The organism is Actinoplanes sp. NPDC051513 (assembly GCF_044454685.1).
GTDB lineage: Bacteria > Actinomycetota > Actinomycetes > Mycobacteriales > Micromonosporaceae > Actinoplanes.
Genome location: NZ_JBITDW010000005.1, coordinates 358,171 through 375,189 on the forward strand (window position 1 = coordinate 358,171; position 17,019 = coordinate 375,189).

Consider the following 17,019-nt stretch of genomic DNA (forward strand, 5'->3'; position numbering starts at 1 on the left):
ATCCCGCCGCCTGGAGGGTGAAGAGCCCGGCATGTCGGCCCCCCGCGAGCAGCCCCACGACGCCGGCCAGCAGGTTGAACACCTCGGTGACCAGCACGATCGCCGACTCGGTCCGCGGGCGGCGCGCTCCATGTCGTCGGCGAAGCTGTCCTCGTCGAAGGCCTCGAGGCGTACGGCCGAGGTCGTCTCGAACAGGCGGCGCTCGACCTCGCGGTTGACCTGCGGGGTGAGCCCGTTCAGCGCGTACCCGGTCGCCATGCTCAGCGCCCCGCGCGCCGCCGTCGCCGCGGCCAGCCAGGTCAGCGCCGGCAGGGCCGCTCGCACCCGCTCGGGCGTGGGCCCGCCGCTGAACAGCTCCACGAGCACCCGCTGCGTGGCCAGCAGCCCGAACGTCGCCGTCGCCCCCGACGCCAGCGTCGCCACCGCCACCGCCGCGAAAGGGTCAGAGGAATCGGACCGGTCGTGTGTGCGCCCCCCGATCGTGGCAAGGTGATCTTCATGCCGTTGAGCGCCCAGAAGAGCCGGGACGCGCTGCGCACCTCCGCGCGCCTTTCCGCCCAGACACTGCTGGTGCTGCTGATGACCGGGGTGGCCCTCTGGATCCTCGGCAAGATGTGGCCGGTCGTCTGGCCCCTGACCGTGGCGCTGCTGCTCACCACGCTGACCTGGCCGCCGGTGCGGTTCCTGCGCCGGCGCGGCTGGCGACCGGCCCTGGCCGCCTCGGCCGTGATGGTGGTGTTCCTGCTGGCGGCGTGCGGCACGGTGGTCGGCATCGCGGTGCCGGTGGCCTCGCAGTCGCCGCAGCTGGCCACCGGCGTCGAGAACGGCATCCAGCAGTTGCGTACGTGGGCCGCCGGCCCGCCGCTGAACATCGGCGACGATCAGGTCACCAAGGCTCTCGACACGGCGGTCGAGAAGATCCAGGAGAGCGTGGGCAGCATCGTCACGTACACGGTCTCCGGGGTCAGCACGATCGTCAACGGCGTGGTCACCACCGTGCTCGCGCTGTTCCTGATGTTCTTCTTCCTCAAGGACGGCCCCCGTTTCCTGCCGTGGCTCGCCCGGCAGATGCCGGGCCGTCTCGCCACGGACGTGCCGGCGGTGGCGGCTCGCGGCTGGGACACCCTGGGTTCTTTCGTACGGGGTCAGGCGCTCGTGGGCCTGCTCGACGCCGTGTTCATCGGCCTCGGCCTGTGGATAGTCGGCGTGCCGCTGGTGCTGCCGCTGGCCGTGCTCACCTTCGTGACGGCCTTCATCCCGATCGTCGGCGCGCTGTTCGCCGGCTTCGTGGCGGTGCTGATCGCGCTGGTCTCCAACGGCCCGACCGACGCGCTGATCGTGCTCGGCATCATCGTGCTGGTGCAGCAGCTGGAGGGAAACGTCTTCCAGCCGATCCTGCAGAGCCGCGGCCTCGGCCTGCACGCGGCGGTCGTGCTGCTCGCGGTGACCCTGGGCGGCAGCCTGGCCGGCATCGTCGGCAGCCTGCTCGCGGTGCCGGTGGCGGCGGTGCTGGCGGCGGTCTGGACCTACATCAGGGAGCAGCTTTCCGAGCCTCTCCCCGAGCCGCCGCCGGAACCTGCCGGTGAGCCCGTGCCGGAACTGTGAGGTCATGGAAGGAGGTCATGGAAGTGCTGCGGGCGTACCGGTCGCGGCAACCACCATGCGCGCCCGCAGCACTTCGGACCGGGCGCCAAGGCGTTCAGTCCAGCGTCGGCCCGCCGAGGGCGGCGGCGGGCACCGACAGGATCACGTCCCAATCCCCGGAGCATATGCTCCCTCTCCGCTCGGTACACATAGGCCTCATGGGTCCGGGATGATAAATACTGCGCATGACTTTCTCGATCGTCGCGCGCTCCGCCGACGGCCTCGCCCACGGTGTCGCGGTGGCCAGCAAGTTCCTCGGGGTCGGCGCGGCCGTTCCCGCCGCCCTCGCCGGGGTCGGCGCGGTGGCCACCCAGTCGTACGCCAATCTCGCCTACCGTCCGCAGACCCTGGCGCTGCTGCAGACCGGGGTGAGCGCCGCGTACACCGTGCGGGCGCTGGTCGCCGGCGACGGCGGTCCGGTCGCGCAGCGGCAGGTCGGGGTGGTCGGCGCCGACGGTGAGGGCGGCACGTTCACCGGGGGCGACTGCCATCCGTGGGCGGGCGGCGCGGCCGGCGACGGATTCGCCATCCAGGGCAACATGCTGGCGGGGCCGCAGGTGGTCGAGGCCATGGGGGTGGCGTGGCAGGCGTCGGTGGGTGAGTCGCGGCTGGCGTTCCGGCTGCTCGCGGCGCTGCGGGCCGGCGATCTCGCCGGGGGCGACCGTCGTGGCCGGCAGAGCGCGGCGCTTCTGGTGGTCGCCAAGGGCATGGGGTACGGCGGGACCAGCGACGTCTGGGTGGACCTGCGGGTCGACGACCACCCGGATCCGGTGTCCGAGCTGACCCGCCTGCTCGACCTGCATACGCTGTACTTCGAGCGACCGGATCCCGCGCTGCTGATGCCGTTGACGGGCGCCACCGCCGAGGAGGTCCGCAAGCTGCTCGACGGCAAGGGGCACACCCAGCCCGGTCTCGACGACGCGCTCGCGGACTGGGCCGGCATCGAGAACCTCGAGGAGCGCCTGGTCGCCGGGGCGATCGACCCCCTCGTGCTCGACCAGCTACGCGGCCGGTAGCGCCGGCCCGGCTACGCGGCCGGTAGCGGCAGGCCCGCGACGGTCTCGTGCAGAGCTTTCGACAGCGCGGCGGCGAGGGGGCGGGGGCGGCGGCTGGCGGTGACGATGCCGATGAAGCGCGACGGGCACGGCTGCGCGAGCGGCACCGTCGCCAGCCCGCCCTGGTCGGCGGTGAGCGCCACCTGCGGGATCATGCTGACCCCGACCCCGGCCCGCACCAGGGACTGCGCGAAGACGTAGTCGGTGCCCCGGCAGGCGGTCTGCACCTCGAAGCCGGCCATCGCCGAATAGTGGTCCATCAGGCCGACGATCGACAGGCAGCCGTGCACCCAGCGCTCGCCGGCCAGCTCCGCGAGGCTGAGCGTCTCGCGCCCGGCGAGCCGGTGCCCGGCCGGCAACACTATCCACATCGGATCGTCGAGCAGCGGCGTCCAGGTCAGCCCCGAGCGGTCGCCCGGCCGGATCGGCGGCGGCCCGTCGAAGTGGTACGCGAGGGCCAGGTCGGCCGCGCCCGAGCGCACCAGCGGGAGGCTGTCGTCCGGCTCGTTCTCGAGCACGGTCAGCTCGACGTCCGGATGGTCGGCGGTGAAGCGCAGCAGCGCGGCCGGCAGCAGCCGCTGGCCGCCGCTGGTGAAGGTGGCCACGGTCAGCCGCTCGGTGCGCCGCGTGGCGAGGCGCGCGATCTCCTCCTCGGCGTTGGCGAGCTCGGCGGTGATCGCGTCGCCCGCCTCGGCGAGGACGCGCCCGGCCTCGGTGAGCTCGACCCCGCGGGTGCTGCGCCGCACCACCGCCACGCCGAGGCCGCGCTCGAGCGCGCTGATCTGCTGGGAGACGGCCGACGGCGTCAGGCGCATCGCCGAGGCCGCCCGGTTGAAGCTGCCCTGCCGCGCCACCTCGCGCAGCACGGCCAGCCGGCGGACGTCGATCATCAGCTCTCCTTAACACGGCATCAGCAAGTCACCACTACCGCTTATGACTCTAGAGCGAGAGGGTCGACATGTGAATCGACGTGCCTGGCTGCTCTTCCTCCTCGTCTCGATGCTGTGGGGAATCCCGTACTTCCTCATCAAGGTCGCCATCGACGACCTCTCCCCCGTCTTCGTGGTCGCCGGCCGCGGCCTCATCGCCGCCCTCGTGCTGCTGCCGGTCGCCGCGGCGCGTGGCAGTCTCGGCGCGCTCCGCGCCCGCCTCGGCACGGTGGCGGTGCTCGCGGTGGTGCACATCATCGGGCCGTTTCTGCTGATCACGTATGGCGAGGTGCACATCACCAGCTCCCTGACGGGCCTGCTGATCGCCGTCGAGCCGGTCGTCATCGCCCTGCTCCTGTCCCGCGCCGAGCCGCTCACCCGAGGACGCGTCGCCGGCCTGGTCGTGGGCTTCGGCGGCGTGGCCGTCCTGGTCGGGCTGGACGTCTCCGGCGACCGCCTGGGCCTGCTGGGCGCCGGCATGGTCCTGCTGGCGGCGGTCAGCTACGGCGTCGCGACCATCTTCGTCCAGCGCCGCGCCGCCGACATCCCGGCCGAGACCCTGGCCGGAGGCACCACCGCCATCACCGCCGTGGTCCTGGCTCCGTTCGCGATCATGACCTGGCCCACCGAGCCGGTCCACGCGAACGCCTGGGCCGCGCTGGCCGCGCTCGGGGTGTTCTGCACGGCGGTCGCCCTGCTGGCCTTCTACGCCCTGGTCGCCGAGGCCGGCTCCAACCGCGCCGGCCTGGTCACCTACGTCAACCCCGTGGTCGCCGTCCTGCTCGGCGTGCTGCTGCTGAACGAGTCGCTGCGCTGGAGCACGGTGGCCGGCTTCGCCCTGGTCGCGGCCGGCTGCTGGCTCTCCACCCGCCGCAGCGCGGTCCGCGAGCCGGCCGAGCCGGTCCCGGTCGCCTAGGGTCTGCCCTGACCGCCGCTCGCGTCGGCCGGCCACCCGATCGCGTCGAGGAACTCGTCGATCGCGGTGACCACCCGCCCGAGCACCGCGATCGACTCGACGAGCGGCCCCGGCACGGCCATGCCGTGTTCGGCGCCCTCGACCTCGAACACGTACGGCGACAGGTCGCGCGCCAGGACCCCGTCCCACAGCGGGTCGGCGGTGCCGCCCACGAGCAGGAACGGCGCCGTCGCCCCCCGCAGGGCGGTCGCCACCCACGGCACGGTGAGAACCGGCGTCAGCCACACCGCGGGAAGCGACCGCTCGGCCGCGATCGCGGCGGCGTTCGTGCCGAGCGACTTGCCGATCAGCAACGGGCTGCCGCCCACCGAGTCGAGCACCGGGCCGATCTCGCCGGCGACCCAGTCCTCGATCCGGGGCTCCGACGGATCCGGCGGCGGCTGCGACCACCAGTGCCGGCGCACCGTCGCCCCGCGCCGCTCCGCGACCGCCCCGGCGTACATGAGCAACCCGGCCGCCGGCCCGAACTTCCCGCCCGGCAGCACCACAGCATCGGCCACGCCGCCGACCCTACCGAGAAGGCGGTCAGGCCGCAGGCCGTGCGGCCTCCGCCGGCAGCGCGCACAACCGCGCCAACTCGGCGACCAGCACCGAGGGCTCGGCGTTCGCGTCGATGCCGCGCACCGCGGCCGGGTCGAGCGGCGGGACCGTCACGTGCGAGATCAGCGGATGGAACGGGCGCACATCCGTCTCGCCCTCGCCGAACAGGACCTCGGACAGCTTCTCGCCGGGGCGCAGGCCGGTGTAGCGGATCTCCACCTCGGACGGGGCGAGGTCGACCATCTGCCGTGCCACCTCGGCGATTCGCACCGGCTCGCCCATCTCGAGGACCAGCGCCTCGCCGTCGCGGCCGATCGCGGCGGCCTGGATCACCAGGTGGACCGCCTCCTGGGTGGTCATGAAGTAGCGCGTCACGTCGGGGTGCGTCACGGTGACCGGGCCGCCGTCGGCGATCTGGGCGCTGAAGGTGGTGAACACCGAGCCGCGGCTGCCCAGCACGTTGCCGAAGCGCACGCTCAGGAAGCTTCCGGGGCTGTGCCGGGCCACGTACGCGGTCAAGCGCTCGGTGATCCGCTTGGAGTAACCCAGCACACTGACCGGATCGGCGGCCTTGTCGGTGGAGATGTTGACGAACCGCTCCACTTCGGAGGCGGCCGACAGGACTGCCAACGTACCCCAGATGTTGGTCTTGATCGCTTCGCCCGGATAGCGCTCGAGCAGCGGCAGATGCTTGAGCGCCGCGGCGTGGAAGACCACCTGCGGGCGCCGGGTGCGGAAGATCTCGCGCACCCGGTCGACGTCGCGCAGCGAGGCCAGCAGCAGCGACGGGTCGGTGAGCGAGGCCTGCGGGTCGAGCGAGAGCTGCACGGCCTGCAGCGAGGTCTCGTCGCGGTCGAGCATCATCAGCTCGGCGGGGGCGAACCGGTGGATCTGCCGGCACAGCTCGGAGCCGATCGAGCCGCCCGCCCCGGTGACCAGCACCCGCTTGCCGGTCAGGTAGCCGGCGATCGACTCGAGGTCGGTGTCGATCTGGTGCCGGCCGAGCAGGTCGGTGACCTCCGGCTCGCGCAGGTCCCGCACGTTGATCTCGCGGTCCATCAGCTCGGTCACCGACGGCACGACGAGAAAACACACGCCGGCGTCGGTCGCCAGGTCGCGGATGTCGCGCACCAGCTCGGCCGCGGCGTTCGCCACGGCCAGGACCACGGTGGTCGCGCCGGTGCGGCCCACTTGCGCCGCGATGTCGTTGCGGTCGCCGAGCACGGGTACGCCGTAAAAAACCATCCGGCGTTTCCGGGGATCGTCGTCGATCACGCCGACCGGGAGGTAGCGCCCGTTGGGGTCGTAGCGCATCGACTGGAGCAGGTTGCGGCCCGCCGAGCCGGCGCCGAACAGCAGCACCCGGGTGGCGACCCGCGCGTCGGGCCGGGAGCGGGCGTCGAGCCGTAGCCGCCAGACGAGCCGGGCCGCGAGCATCAGGACCAGTGCGAGCAGCCCGCCGACCAGGGGCGCGCCCGGTGGGACCCGGGAGCCCGGCAGCAGCAGGTCGAGCAGGAGCAGCGCGATGGTGGTGGCGAGGACGGTCTGCCAGACGGTGCGGACGTCCTCGAGCGTGCCGAACGCGTAGCGGCCCCGGTAGAGGTGGCGGGCGTGGCCGAGGGCGGCCTGCAGCACGACCGCGAGGACGATCATCGGGAGGGCGCCGGCCGAATGGTGGGCGTCGAGGCCGAATTCGTACCGGGTCAGGACGGCCAGATTGAGGCCGGCGGCCCAGGCGAGCGCGTCGACGAAAAGGGGAACAATGCTATTCCCACGGGCCACGGCTGCACCTCCCGGCTCATCCGTCACTTGCGGTCGGCCGCTGCCGCTTTTAAAAGCGTAATCGACCTCTTGTCCCGCAGCGGAAGTTCGGGATATCGCCTCGGGGCGGTTCCCGGCCGCTTAGTTTGATCGTTGAGCGCGGGCATTCGGGAGGGAAGCGTGGAGCTACGCGACTACCTCCGGGTGGTGCAGAGGCAGTGGTGGGTCGTCGTGGTCACCGTGCTGGTCGCGCTGGGCGCGACCCAGGTGCTCAACAAGCGGATGCCGACCGAGTACGCGGCGACCGCGGCCTTCTTCCTCTCCGGCAACGGCAGCGAAGGGGCCTCGGCGCTCGAGGGCTCGATGTTCATCCAGGCCCGGCTCAAAACGTACTCGGAGTTGCTGTCCAGCGAGCGGATGGCGAGGGAAATCGCCACCACGGCGAAGGCCGGGCTGAATACCGAGCAGATCCGGAAACGCATTTCGGTGGATTACGCGGGCGATAGCGCATTTATGACAGTAACGGTGACGGATACCGTTCCGGCCCGGGCCCAGAAGATCGCCGAGACGATCGTCGACCGGTTCCCGCCGATCGTGCGCGCCTTGGAGGCGCGCCCGGGCAAGGATGAGAGCCCCGCCGCCACCGTCATCACGGTCGAGGCCGCCCGGCTGGCTTCCGAGCCGGTGTCGCCGCGCCCGCTGCACAACGACGCCCTCGCGGTCGCGGTGGGCCTGCTGATCGGCGCGGCGCTCGGCGCGATCCGCGAGGTCTGCGACCACTCGGTCCGCCTCGCCTCGGCCCTGCCCGATCTGACCGGCACGCCGGTGCTGGCGCTGATCCCGATCGACCGCAAGGCCCGCCGCAAGTCCGGGCCGTTCGTCTCGGACAGCCGCTCGCTGCGGGCCGAGGCGCTGCGCCAACTGCGCACCAACGTCCAGTACGCCGGTCGCGAGCACCCGGTGAAGATTCTGGCCGTCACCAGCGCGATGCCCGGCGAGGGCCGCTCCTCGACGGCGTGCGGGCTGGCGATCCTGTTCGCCGAGGCCGGCCAGCGGGTGCTGATCGTCGACGCCGAGCTGCGCCGGCCCCGGCTCGCCGGGTTCCTCGGCCGGGAGGGCTCGGCCGGGCTGACCACGGTGCTGGTCGGCGCGGCCTCGCTCGACCAGGTGCTGCAGCCGTGGGGGGCTGGGCTGTGGCTGCTGGCCGGCGGGCACCGGCCGCCGAATCCGAGCGAGCTGCTCGACTCGCCGCAGATGAGCGACCTGATCGACGAGCTGCGCGACCGGTTCGACAAAATCATCTTCGACTCGCCGCCGCTGCTGCCGGTCACCGATGGCGCGGTCGTGGCGGCCCGCGCCGACGGCGCGCTGCTGATCGTGCGCGCCCGCAAGACGACCGCCGCGCAGGTGGCCGCGGCCGTGCGGGCGCTCGCCGCGGTCGACGCCCGGATGCTGGGCACCGTGTTCAACATGGTGAACGCGCCGCGCCGGCGCCCCGGCCTGCCGGCCGTCTGCGGCCCGCCCGGCCAGGAGTCGCCGTCGGCACACCGGCCGGGCTGGTGGAACGCGGTCGCGTTGAGCAGCGCGGCGTGACGCCCGTGCCGGCGCTCCGGTTCCTGGCCCGCGTGCCGGCCGCGGTGCGGCGGGACTACGTCGCCACGTTTGGATCGTCCTGGCTGACGCTCGCCTCCGGGTTGTTGCTATTCCACCTGGTCGCGCGGCGGTCGGGGGTAGCGGGGTTCACCTACTACCAGGTCGCGCGCGGGGCGGTCGCCACGATTCAGCCGCTCGTGCTGGCCGGGCTGGTGCCGGCGCTGCACCGCTACCTGCCCCGGGCCGGGCGCCGGATCCGGGTGCTGGCCCGGCAGGCGTTCCTCTTCGAGGTCGTCGTGCTGAACGTGCTCGGCCTGATCACGCTGCTGTTCGCCGAGGACGTCGGCCGGTTGTTCGGGATCGGCGCGGCGGCGCAGGTCCGCGCGGTGGTGCTGCTGACCGCGGGCAACTGCCTGTGCACCCTGGCGGTGGCGGCGCTGCGGGGCTGCGGGGACGTACGGGCCTCGATTCTCGCCTCGCTGATCGGGTTCGCGCTGGTGCCGCTCGCGGCGTTCGTCCTGACCAGCAAGATCGACGTCTTCCTCGCGCTGCAGGGAGCGGCGCTGGCGGCGGTGGCCGGGTGGGCGATCGCGAGGGCCGGGCGGCGCGGCGCCGAAGGGTCTCCCGCCGGCTCGCGGCCGACGCCCGGGTTGCGCACCCTTCTCCGGTACGGGATCCGCCGCGCGCCCGGCGACATCGCGCTGCCGGGCCTGTTCGCGTTTCCCACGTTCTTCGTGGCCGGGACGGCGAGCAACTCGGCCGACGCCGGGTACGTGGGGTTCACCACGTCGACCATCACCCTGGTCTGCTCGATCTTCGGGATGCTGACACCGGTCCTGCTCCCCCGGCTCAGCGGGCATGCCCACGAGGCTGCGGCCGCGGGCCGCGGTTTCGACGCGGATCTGGCCCATGGGCTACGGATCCTGCCGTTCGCCGCGGCCGGGGTCGCGGCCCTGGCGAGCACGGTGGTTGTCGTCACCGCCGTGCCGGTAGTGCATTGGTTTCTCGGAGCCGGCTTCCACGAGGCAGTAGCGGTCGTCCGGTTCGGGGTGCCGGTGTCGGTTCCGCTCGCGGTGTTCTACGCGGCCCGGCCGACGATCGACGCGCTACACGAGGCGCCGGTCGCCACGGGGTTGCTGGTGGGCGCTCTCGTGGCCGAGGTCGTGGCGACCTACCTCGCCGCCGTGGTGGTGCCGGCCTGGCCCGCCGCGTTGTTCGGGTTCGCGGCGGCGGCCGTGCTGCTCGCGGTTTTCTCCTACCTGGCGATGCTGCGGGCGATCCCGCGGGCGGCGCGGAAACCGTCGCGGTGACGTCGCCGCGGCCCAGTCCGTTCCTGGTGGTCGTCATCTTCGTGGCGACGCTCGCCGGGCACTTCACCCTGTCCCGTGCCGGGTTCGCGATCCCGGTCCTCGACGACGTACGGGTGCTGCTCTTCCCGGCCGTGCTGGCGGTGTTCGTGCTCGAGGCGAACCATGCCGGGGTCCGCCCGTTGCACTCAGCCCCGGCGCGGCGTTCCCTGCAGCCGATCCTGTTGCTGTTCGGGTACCAGATGCTCTCCGCGGCGTGGGTGCCCCACAACGCCGTGGTCGGTGACGTAATCGGCGACCTGCTGTCGATGGTCGTCCTGGTCTTCGTCTACGCGACCCTCGCGGAATGGGACCGCGACCGTGTCGTCCGCCTGACCATGGGTTGCCTGTACGTGGCCGGCTGGCTCTATTTCCTGTACGCCGCGTCCGGCCGGGGCCGCGTACAGGGGTTCCGGTGGACGGCCTTCGGCGGCGGCCCGAACGTCTTCGTCCGGGTCGAGGCGCTCGCCCTGTTCGCCACCGCGTACTTCTACTTCGGCAGTGCCCGCCCGGTCTGGCTGATCGGAGCGCCCGCGTTCCTGATCGGCGCGGTGGCCTCGGGCTCCCGGGGCGGCCTGATCGCGCTGGGTCTGACCACGGCGCTGGCCTTCCCGAGCCTGGTGCGCTTCGGGCGCCGCCACGGCGCCCTCAAGCCGCTGGCGGTGGTTCCCCTGACCGGCGCCCTGGTCTGGCTCCTGCTGGGCGACGCGATCATGTCGCTGATCAACAACCGCTTCCTCGCCGCCACGGTCCAGCAGGGGTACACCTCCGACCGCGACGTCCTGTACACGAAGGGCTTCTGGCTCTTCCTCGAACGCCCGATCGTGGGCGTCGGCGTGCACGGCTTCTACGCCGTCACCAACCTCGGCCCCGGTGAGAAATACGTCCACAACCTCCCGCTGGCGGTGGCCGTCGAGGGCGGCGCGGTGGGCCTGCTGTTGCTGCTGCTGGCCTTCTGGGGGCCGCGGCACGAGTACGCGGCGATCCCGAGGGCGCGGCGCCCGCTGGAGGCGCGGGTGTCGGCCTACTCCGCAATTTTCATCCTGGGTGCGAGCTTCTTCTCCGGCGATTACTACGACGCCCGGCTCCTCTGGATCTTCCTGCTCCTCGCGGCGGTGCCCGCCTCTCCCCCGCTGCCGCTCCACGCGCCCGCCGTACGGGTCACGCACGGCCGACCACGGCCACCTCCGTGACCACTGAGCTGAGCATCTGCGCCCCGGATGACCTGAACCAGGACTAAAGTCGCGAGAGAACGTCAAGCTGCTGGCCCGTCAGGCCAAACGCATCCCCCTCGTGCCGGCGTGACCTGACTCGCAGGGTGTGGGTGGTGGGGAATGATCGGCAATAGTCACACCATCCTGCTGTCCGCCCCCGACGTCGGACATCTGGAGCAGGAGTACGTCATGGCTGCCCTCCAGTCCGGGTGGGTCGCCCCGCTGGGGCCTGAGGTCGACCTGTTCGAGCGGGAGATCGCCGCCCGGGTGGGGGTGCCGCACGCGGTCGCCCTCAACTCGGGCACCTCCGCGCTGCACCTGGCCCTGGTGGGCATCGGCGCCGGCCCCGGCGATGTCGTCGTCGTGCCGACCCTCACGTTCGTGGCCACGGCGAACGCGGTCGCCTACACCGGCGCGACGCCGGTCTTCGCCGACTGCGACCCGGCGACCGGCAACCTCGACCCCTCCCTGCTGTCCCGCCTACTCGCCGTGCTGAGCGCCGAGGGCGTGCCCGTGCGCGCGGTGCTGACCGTCGACCTGTACGGGTTCTGCGCCGACTACGAGCAGATACTCCCGATATGCGACCATCACGGTGTCCCGCTCGTCGAGGACGCCGCGGAGGCGCTCGGCTCCCTGCACCGCAGCCGGCCGGCCGGCTCGTTCGGCCGGGCGGCCGCGTTGTCGTTCAACGGCAACAAGATCATGACGACGTCCGGCGGCGGCATGCTGCTCACCGCCGACCCCGGCCTCGCAGGCCGGGCGCGGCACCTGGCGACCCAGGCGCGGCTGCCGGCCGAGCACTACGAGCACGCCGAGATCGGCTACAACTACCGGCTGAGCAATCTGCTGGCCGCGCTGGGGCGGGCCCAGCTGCGCCGCCTGGACGAGATGATGGAACGCCGCCGGGCCCTGCGCGACGGGTACGCCAAGGTCTTCGCCCACGTCGAGGGCGTGCGCCTGCTGGGCGGCGACGACCCGGCGGCGAACTGCTGGCTCACCAGCATCGTCGTCGATCCGGAACGGGCCGGCTGGCGGGCCCGCGACCTGGCCGCGCACCTGGCGCAGCGGAACGTGGAGACCCGGCCCCTCTTCAAGCCGATGCACCTCCAGCCGGTCTTCGCGGGAGCCCGCACTGCCCTGAGCGGTGCCGCGGAGCGCCTGTTCCGCGACGGCCTCACCGTGCCCAGCGGTTCCGCCCTCGGCGACAGCCAGGTCCGGCAGGTCCTCGACGACGTCACCGAGTTCCTGGACCGCCGGGGATGAGCGTCGTATCAACAGGGCAGACTCGCCGCACATACGCCTCGGCGTCGGCCAGCTCGTCGAACTCGCGACGCAAGATGGCCACGCGGAGCACATCGTGCCAGCCGCCGTTGCGGAACACGGCCTCCCGCTCCCGGCCCTCGACGCGCCAGCCGCAGCGGCGCACGTACGCACCCTGGCTTGCGGCGTTGAACTCGAGGATGGCGCCGTGCAGACGGCGCAGACCGACCTCGTAGAAGCTCCACGCCATCATGAGCATGATGGCGTCGCTGCCGGTGCCCTTGGGCGCGCGGCCTGGCATGAGCTTCACGGCGGTGAGCGCCGATCGGTTGTGCCAGTCGATCTCCCACAGCCCGGTCAGGCCGATCGGCACGCCGGACACCAGCTCAGTGACCGTCAACCGGCGGGTGCGCGGGTTGACGTGCGACGCCTTGTGCCAGTCGGCCTGCACGTCATGGCTGACCGGCCAGTCCCAGCCGACGACATTGCCGCGCACCTCCGGATGGGCGTCCAGGTCTGCCAGGAAGTCGAGGTCGTCCGACTCGATCGGACGGATGCCGACAAGGTTGCCCTTCAACATGAGACCTCCGGTGAGGACAGCTCGCGGACCGCCTGCGCCACCAGCCGGAGGTCGGTTGGGTCCGAGCGGAAGTCGGTGTGCAGGAACAGCAACCGCTGGGCGAGCTCACGGTGGCGCTGCGGCTCGGCGACGTCCCACAGAGCGGCCGGGTAGATGCGGCGGGCGATGAGGCCGGATCGGACGAGGTCGCGTACCTCGGCGCTTTGGAACCTGAGCACGACCCCGAATGTGGACGGCAGGATGTCCAGGCCGGACAGTGACGCGGTCAACGTGGCGATGTTCGCGATCCGCTGAGCGCGCCAGTGCTCGATCGGGAACGTCTGCAAAGCGGCGCTCGAGTACGCGGACATCCCGCCCGGGACGCCGTGCCGGAAGCGCTCCTCCCCCGCGGCGAACAGGTCCAGATAGGTCTGCTTGTCGCCGGTCCCGTGCTCCAGATAGGCGGCCTTGAGGTTCATCGCGGCCAGAACCTGCCCGACGCCGGCCAGGTGCCGCTCGGTCGCCTGGGCCGGAGCGGGCAGTGCTCGCCGGGCCGGCGACCAGAGCACGCCGCCGTCCGGGAGTGGGAGTGTCTTGCGGAGTGAGGCGAAGACGAAATCGGCGCCCACTGTGGACAGCCATGGCGCAAGCGGGTCGTGGGTCGCATCGACGATGAGGACCTGGCCCGTGGACCGCGGCACGATGGGCGGCTGCCCGAAGTACGAGACGGCGACCACGACCTCGGTGTTGCTCGGCGCCGGCTCCTCCCGGTCACCCTCCGGCGAGGCGGCATAACGTTTGACGTCCAGCACGGAGGCGACGTCGTCCACGACGTCTGAGCAGTAGTAGGTCGGCAGGTGCACGGCGGTCCAACCGAACGTGTTGCGGCCGTGCACGAGCAGCGCCATCAGCGCCTGACGGCCCGAGCCGAAGAACCGGCCGCCGTCGAACGGACGCTTGTGCTCGCTGCCCAGCACCAGATGGAACGCCGAGCCGCTCTCCCATCGGTCGTCAGCGGTCACCGTCGTCGGCCTTCCGGGCGCTGTGAAAACCGAGGTCGTCGATGTCGTCGAGGGTCTGCCCCGCAACGTCGCCCGGCCGGAACGGCGCGAACAACGTACGCACGAGGATGCCCAGATCCATCCTCAGGTTCCGGGTCCGGACGTACTCGACGTCGAGGTCGAGGCGCTGGCTGAGGGTCAGGGAGCGCCGCCCGTTGATCTGCGCCAGCCCGGTGATCCCCGGCCGCACGTCGTGCCGCCTCCGGTGGACCTCGTTGTACTGCGGGAGGTACTCCATCAGCAGCGGTCGCGGCCCGACGAGGCTCATCTTGCCGGACAGCACATGAAAGAGCTCCGGCAGTTCGTCCAGGCTGGTACGGCGCAGGAACGTTCCGAGCTTCGTCATGCGCTCCGCATCGCTGGTCCACATGTCTTGCCCCGGCGCCGGCGGGCGCATCGTCCGGAACTTCCGGCAGCCGAACGGCTGGCCGTGCAACCCCGGGCGCATCTGCACGAAGAACACCGGCGATCCGTCGAACAGCAGGATGAGCAGTCCGATCGCGAGCATCAACGGGCCGGCCGGGATCAGCAGGAGCGATCCGAGCACGAGATCCGTCAGTCGCTTGAGGATCATGTCAGCTCGCACCTTGTACGGTAGGCCGGGAAGTACCCGGCGCCGATCAGCTCGCTGGGCGGCCGCCCGCACTTGACGGCGCGGCGCTCGACGAGTTCGTCGTAGGCGCGTTCGTCGACGACCACGGCGCCGGTCCAGAACTGCGTGCGCCGGCCGCCGAAGGAACGCTTGAACTTGAACAGGTTGTCGTCGGCCTGGAGCCCACCGCCGAGGTGCAACAGGCGCGCTCCGGTGCGAACCCCCCAATGCATGACCGTCCACAGCAGAAGGTTGTTCACGCCGCACCTCGCCGCCTCCGAGTCAGAACCGGCGAGGTGGTAATGGACACGGTCACGGTGGCGCAGGACGAGCGCGGAAGCGCACACGCTGCCGGCCTCGTTGAAGACCTGGGCGATGAGCAGGGACGGGCCGAGACCGTGGAGGAGTTTGGCGTAGTACACGTCGCCGAAGATGTACTCGGCCCTGCTACCGACCCGCCGCATCGTCTGCTCGTACAGGGTGCGGAACGGCGATCCGCTGTGCAGGTCCGTCGCGCGGGCGGGCCGGACGGTAGCCGTGTAGCCGAGCCTGCAGGCCTTCCGGACGGCCGTGCGGGACCGGCCTTCCATATTGTCCCAGAGCGCGTCGGCGTCGCCGTCGATCGGAACGGTCACAGTGTCGCCCGAACGGGTGGTGCGCACGCCCTCCAGGGCGACGAGCGGCTCGAACGGCGAGAAGCGGAAGAACATCGCCACGAGACCCATGTCCCGCCAGCGCTCCTGGACGAGGCGCCAGAACCGGGCCAGGTCGTGCTCGGTAGTGCCCGGCGCGACGTGGATACCCGCGTACCCGTATGGGCTCGCCGCGTCGAGGTAACCGTCGTCGATCTCGGTGACGACATACGGCAGCAGCAGGCGGTCCTCGTAGTGCAGCGCCTCCCAGCGGCCGTGCTGCGTTGAGGCGTCCGCCCTCCCGTACCCGGCGGTGAAATAGACGTCGGGGCAGTTGGCGTCGTAGAGGATCCAGGACGCGGCCGAGAGCTTCACCGCACGTGCTCCGGCAACGCGATCACGGCGCCGGACGCCCGCTCGATCGCGCCTGAGTCCGGTACGGCCGGACGGTCTGATCCACAGCACGTATCGTCCCAGCTGCTCGACGTACCACCCCAAACCATACGTAACAAATCTAGTACGGAATGTAATGCTATATCTTGAATTCCGGATTTCAGTCTCACCGAGGTCGCCGTGGATCGGCGGAATTATAGTCATTTCGTGTATATAACGTATTTACATCAGTATTTCATCACGCCGGACATGGCCGGCGGGACGCGTTCCTTCGAGTTCGCCCGGCGTCTGGTCGAGCGCGGCCACCAGGTGCACATGGTCACCGGCGACCCGGCCGGGGTCCGGGCGCGGACCAGCACGGAGTCCGGCATCGTCGTGCACTGGCTTCCGGTGCCGTACGACAACGCCATGAGCTACCGGCGCCGGCTCTGGTCGTTCCTGAGCTTCGTCTGCCGGTCGGCGATCGTGGCCGGACGCCTGCGGAACGATCTCGTCTTCGCCTCCAGCACACCCTTGACGGTGGCGATCCCCGGCGCCTACGCGGCGTGGCGGCGTCGGGTGCCGATGGTGCTGGAGGTGCGGGACGTGTGGCCGGAACTGCCGATCGCGGTCGGCGCGCTCCGCTCGCCGGTCAGCCGCTGGGCCGCCCACCGGCTCGAGGCGTGGGCCTACCGCCGGTCGGCGCACGTCATCGCGCTCTCCCCGGGCATGGCCGCCAGCATCCGGCGCCGGTTCCCGCGGGTCCCGGTCGCCGTCGTGCCCAACAGCTCCGACCGGGCACTGTTCGGCGGCGCCGACCGTGCCGGCGAGTCATTGCGCCGGGCCACGCCCTGGCTGCAGGACCGCCCGTTGGTCCTGTACGCCGGGTCTCTCGGCCGGGCCAACGGCGTGGACTACCTCGCCCGGATGGCGGCCCGGCTCGCCGCCACCGACCCGGACGTGCGGATAGCGATCCTCGGCGACGGACGGATGCGGAACGAGATCCAAGACCTCGCCACCGGCCTGGGCGTGCTGGACCGGAACTTCTTCATGCTGGGCGCGGTCTCCAAGGCGGAGGTGGTGGCCTTCTTCAGCGCCTGCGACCTGGCGACCTCCATGTTCGTCAACGTTCGCGAACTGGGCGACAACTCGCCGAACAAGGTGTTCGACGCCTTCGCCGCCGGGCGGCCGGTCGCCGTGAACCACGGCGGGTGGATCGCCGAGTTGCTCGCCGAGAGCGGCGCCGGCCTGGTGCTGCCGCCGGACGATCCCGAGGGTGCGGCCGGCGCCGTGTCCGCCTTCCTGCGGGATCCCTCTGCGGTGAAGGCCGCGCGGGCGGCGGCGTTCGATCTCGCCCGCGATCGCTTCGATCGCGATCTGCTGTTCCAGGACTTCGAGCGAGTGCTGACCGAGGCGGTGGCGCCCGCCGGCCGGTGACCTTCCCGAGTGGCCGGCCGCGCCGGCGGCATTCCCGCGGGCCGAAAC

15 protein-coding genes and 1 pseudogene are annotated in these 17,019 nt (G+C 71.5%); 8 read left to right on the forward strand and 8 right to left on the reverse strand.

Features of this window, described 5'->3' with window-relative positions; genetic code table 11:
- Positions 1 to 43 precede the first annotated feature (43 nt).
- Positions 44 to 435 (reverse strand): annotated as a pseudogene (locus ACIA5D_RS19545) (ABC transporter ATP-binding protein); the annotation flags it as partial.
- Between the two features lie 63 nt (positions 436 to 498).
- Between ACIA5D_RS19545 and ACIA5D_RS19550 the strand changes: the two are divergent.
- The gene (locus tag ACIA5D_RS19550; protein ID WP_396031394.1) at positions 499 to 1,605 is read left to right on the forward strand and encodes an AI-2E family transporter; all 1,107 of its coding nucleotides are present in this window, start codon (positions 499 to 501) and stop codon (positions 1,603 to 1,605) included.
- 224 nt (positions 1,606 to 1,829) lie between these two features.
- Positions 1,830 to 2,660, forward strand: a complete 831-nt coding sequence (locus tag ACIA5D_RS19555) for a DUF1028 domain-containing protein (protein WP_396031396.1) — start codon at positions 1,830 to 1,832, stop codon at positions 2,658 to 2,660.
- 11 nt (positions 2,661 to 2,671) lie between these two features.
- Here the strand turns inward: ACIA5D_RS19555 and ACIA5D_RS19560 are convergent, their stop codons facing one another.
- Entirely contained in the window at positions 2,672 to 3,589 is a 918-nt protein-coding gene (locus tag ACIA5D_RS19560) for a LysR family transcriptional regulator (protein WP_396031397.1), read from the reverse strand.
- A 70-nt stretch (positions 3,590 to 3,659) separates the two neighbouring features.
- Here ACIA5D_RS19560 and ACIA5D_RS19565 point away from each other — a divergent pair, with 70 nt between their 5' ends.
- The gene (locus ACIA5D_RS19565; protein ID WP_396031399.1) at positions 3,660 to 4,544 is read left to right on the forward strand and encodes a DMT family transporter; all 885 of its coding nucleotides are present in this window, start codon (positions 3,660 to 3,662) and stop codon (positions 4,542 to 4,544) included.
- Here the strand turns inward: ACIA5D_RS19565 and ACIA5D_RS19570 are convergent.
- Together ACIA5D_RS19570 and ACIA5D_RS19575 are read right to left on the reverse strand one after the other, a co-directional pair.
- Positions 4,541 to 5,104, reverse strand: coding sequence for an alpha/beta hydrolase (locus tag ACIA5D_RS19570; RefSeq protein WP_396031401.1), 564 nt, complete (start codon positions 5,102 to 5,104; stop codon positions 4,541 to 4,543). The two genes, ACIA5D_RS19565 and ACIA5D_RS19570, sit on opposite strands and share 4 nt — an antisense overlap.
- Before the next feature lie 25 nt (positions 5,105 to 5,129).
- Positions 5,130 to 6,926, reverse strand: coding sequence for a polysaccharide biosynthesis protein (locus tag ACIA5D_RS19575; protein WP_396031403.1), 1,797 nt, complete (start codon positions 6,924 to 6,926; stop codon positions 5,130 to 5,132).
- A 159-nt stretch (positions 6,927 to 7,085) separates the two neighbouring features.
- Here ACIA5D_RS19575 and ACIA5D_RS19580 point away from each other — a divergent pair, with 159 nt between their 5' ends.
- The 4 genes from ACIA5D_RS19580 to ACIA5D_RS19595 all read left to right on the forward strand — a co-directional run bounded on the left by ACIA5D_RS19580 (position 7,086) and on the right by ACIA5D_RS19595 (position 12,321).
- Entirely contained in the window at positions 7,086 to 8,498 is a 1,413-nt protein-coding gene (locus ACIA5D_RS19580; RefSeq protein ID WP_396031405.1) for a polysaccharide biosynthesis tyrosine autokinase, read from the forward strand.
- A complete protein-coding gene (locus ACIA5D_RS19585; RefSeq protein ID WP_396031407.1) occupies positions 8,495 to 9,808 on the forward strand; it encodes a hypothetical protein in 1,314 nt (437 codons plus the stop codon). Before ACIA5D_RS19580 ends, ACIA5D_RS19585 begins: the two co-directional genes overlap by 4 nt.
- Complete coding sequence (locus ACIA5D_RS19590; RefSeq protein ID WP_396031409.1) at positions 9,805 to 11,037, forward strand: O-antigen ligase family protein; 1,233 nt, start codon at positions 9,805 to 9,807, stop codon at positions 11,035 to 11,037. The genes ACIA5D_RS19585 and ACIA5D_RS19590 overlap by 4 nt, the downstream gene beginning before the upstream one ends.
- Positions 11,038 to 11,178: 141 nt before the next feature.
- Positions 11,179 to 12,321 (forward strand): DegT/DnrJ/EryC1/StrS family aminotransferase, encoded by a 1,143-nt coding sequence (locus tag ACIA5D_RS19595; RefSeq protein WP_396031411.1) that lies wholly within the window; start codon positions 11,179 to 11,181, stop codon positions 12,319 to 12,321.
- Here ACIA5D_RS19595 and ACIA5D_RS19600 read toward each other — a convergent pair.
- Genes ACIA5D_RS19600 through ACIA5D_RS19615 form a run of 4 tightly spaced genes read right to left on the reverse strand, consistent with a single transcriptional unit; the run spans position 12,293 to position 15,537 of the window.
- Positions 12,293 to 12,898, reverse strand: a complete 606-nt coding sequence (locus ACIA5D_RS19600) for a GNAT family N-acetyltransferase (RefSeq protein WP_396031412.1) — start codon at positions 12,896 to 12,898, stop codon at positions 12,293 to 12,295. The genes ACIA5D_RS19595 and ACIA5D_RS19600 overlap by 29 nt on opposite strands.
- Complete coding sequence (locus ACIA5D_RS19605) at positions 12,892 to 13,899, reverse strand: hypothetical protein (protein ID WP_396031414.1); 1,008 nt, start codon at positions 13,897 to 13,899, stop codon at positions 12,892 to 12,894. The genes ACIA5D_RS19600 and ACIA5D_RS19605 overlap by 7 nt, the downstream gene beginning before the upstream one ends.
- Positions 13,889 to 14,512 carry a sugar transferase gene (locus ACIA5D_RS19610; RefSeq protein ID WP_396031416.1) on the reverse strand — a complete coding sequence of 208 codons (624 nt, stop codon included), beginning with the start codon at positions 14,510 to 14,512 and terminating at the stop codon, positions 13,889 to 13,891. Before ACIA5D_RS19610 ends, ACIA5D_RS19605 begins: the two co-directional genes overlap by 11 nt.
- The gene (locus ACIA5D_RS19615; RefSeq protein ID WP_396031417.1) at positions 14,509 to 15,537 is read right to left on the reverse strand and encodes a GNAT family N-acetyltransferase; all 1,029 of its coding nucleotides are present in this window, start codon (positions 15,535 to 15,537) and stop codon (positions 14,509 to 14,511) included. The genes ACIA5D_RS19610 and ACIA5D_RS19615 overlap by 4 nt, the downstream gene beginning before the upstream one ends.
- A gap of 225 nt (positions 15,538 to 15,762) precedes the next feature.
- Here ACIA5D_RS19615 and ACIA5D_RS19620 point away from each other — a divergent pair, with 225 nt between their 5' ends.
- Entirely contained in the window at positions 15,763 to 16,971 is a 1,209-nt protein-coding gene (locus tag ACIA5D_RS19620) for a glycosyltransferase family 4 protein (protein WP_396031419.1), read from the forward strand.
- Positions 16,972 to 17,019: the final 48 nt, after the last annotated feature.

Coding starts and splice junctions, on each gene's coding strand:
- ACIA5D_RS19550 (WP_396031394.1), top strand. CDS start 499: ATGCCGTTGAGCGCCCAGAAGAGCCGGGACGCGCTGCGCACCTCCGCG.
- ACIA5D_RS19555 (WP_396031396.1), top strand. CDS start 1,830: ATGACTTTCTCGATCGTCGCGCGCTCCGCCGACGGCCTCGCCCACGGT.
- ACIA5D_RS19560 (WP_396031397.1), bottom strand. CDS start 3,589: ATGATCGACGTCCGCCGGCTGGCCGTGCTGCGCGAGGTGGCGCGGCAG.
- ACIA5D_RS19595 (WP_396031411.1), top strand. CDS start 11,179: ATGATCGGCAATAGTCACACCATCCTGCTGTCCGCCCCCGACGTCGGA.
- ACIA5D_RS19600 (WP_396031412.1), bottom strand. CDS start 12,898: ATGTTGAAGGGCAACCTTGTCGGCATCCGTCCGATCGAGTCGGACGAC.
- ACIA5D_RS19610 (WP_396031416.1), bottom strand. CDS start 14,512: ATGATCCTCAAGCGACTGACGGATCTCGTGCTCGGATCGCTCCTGCTG.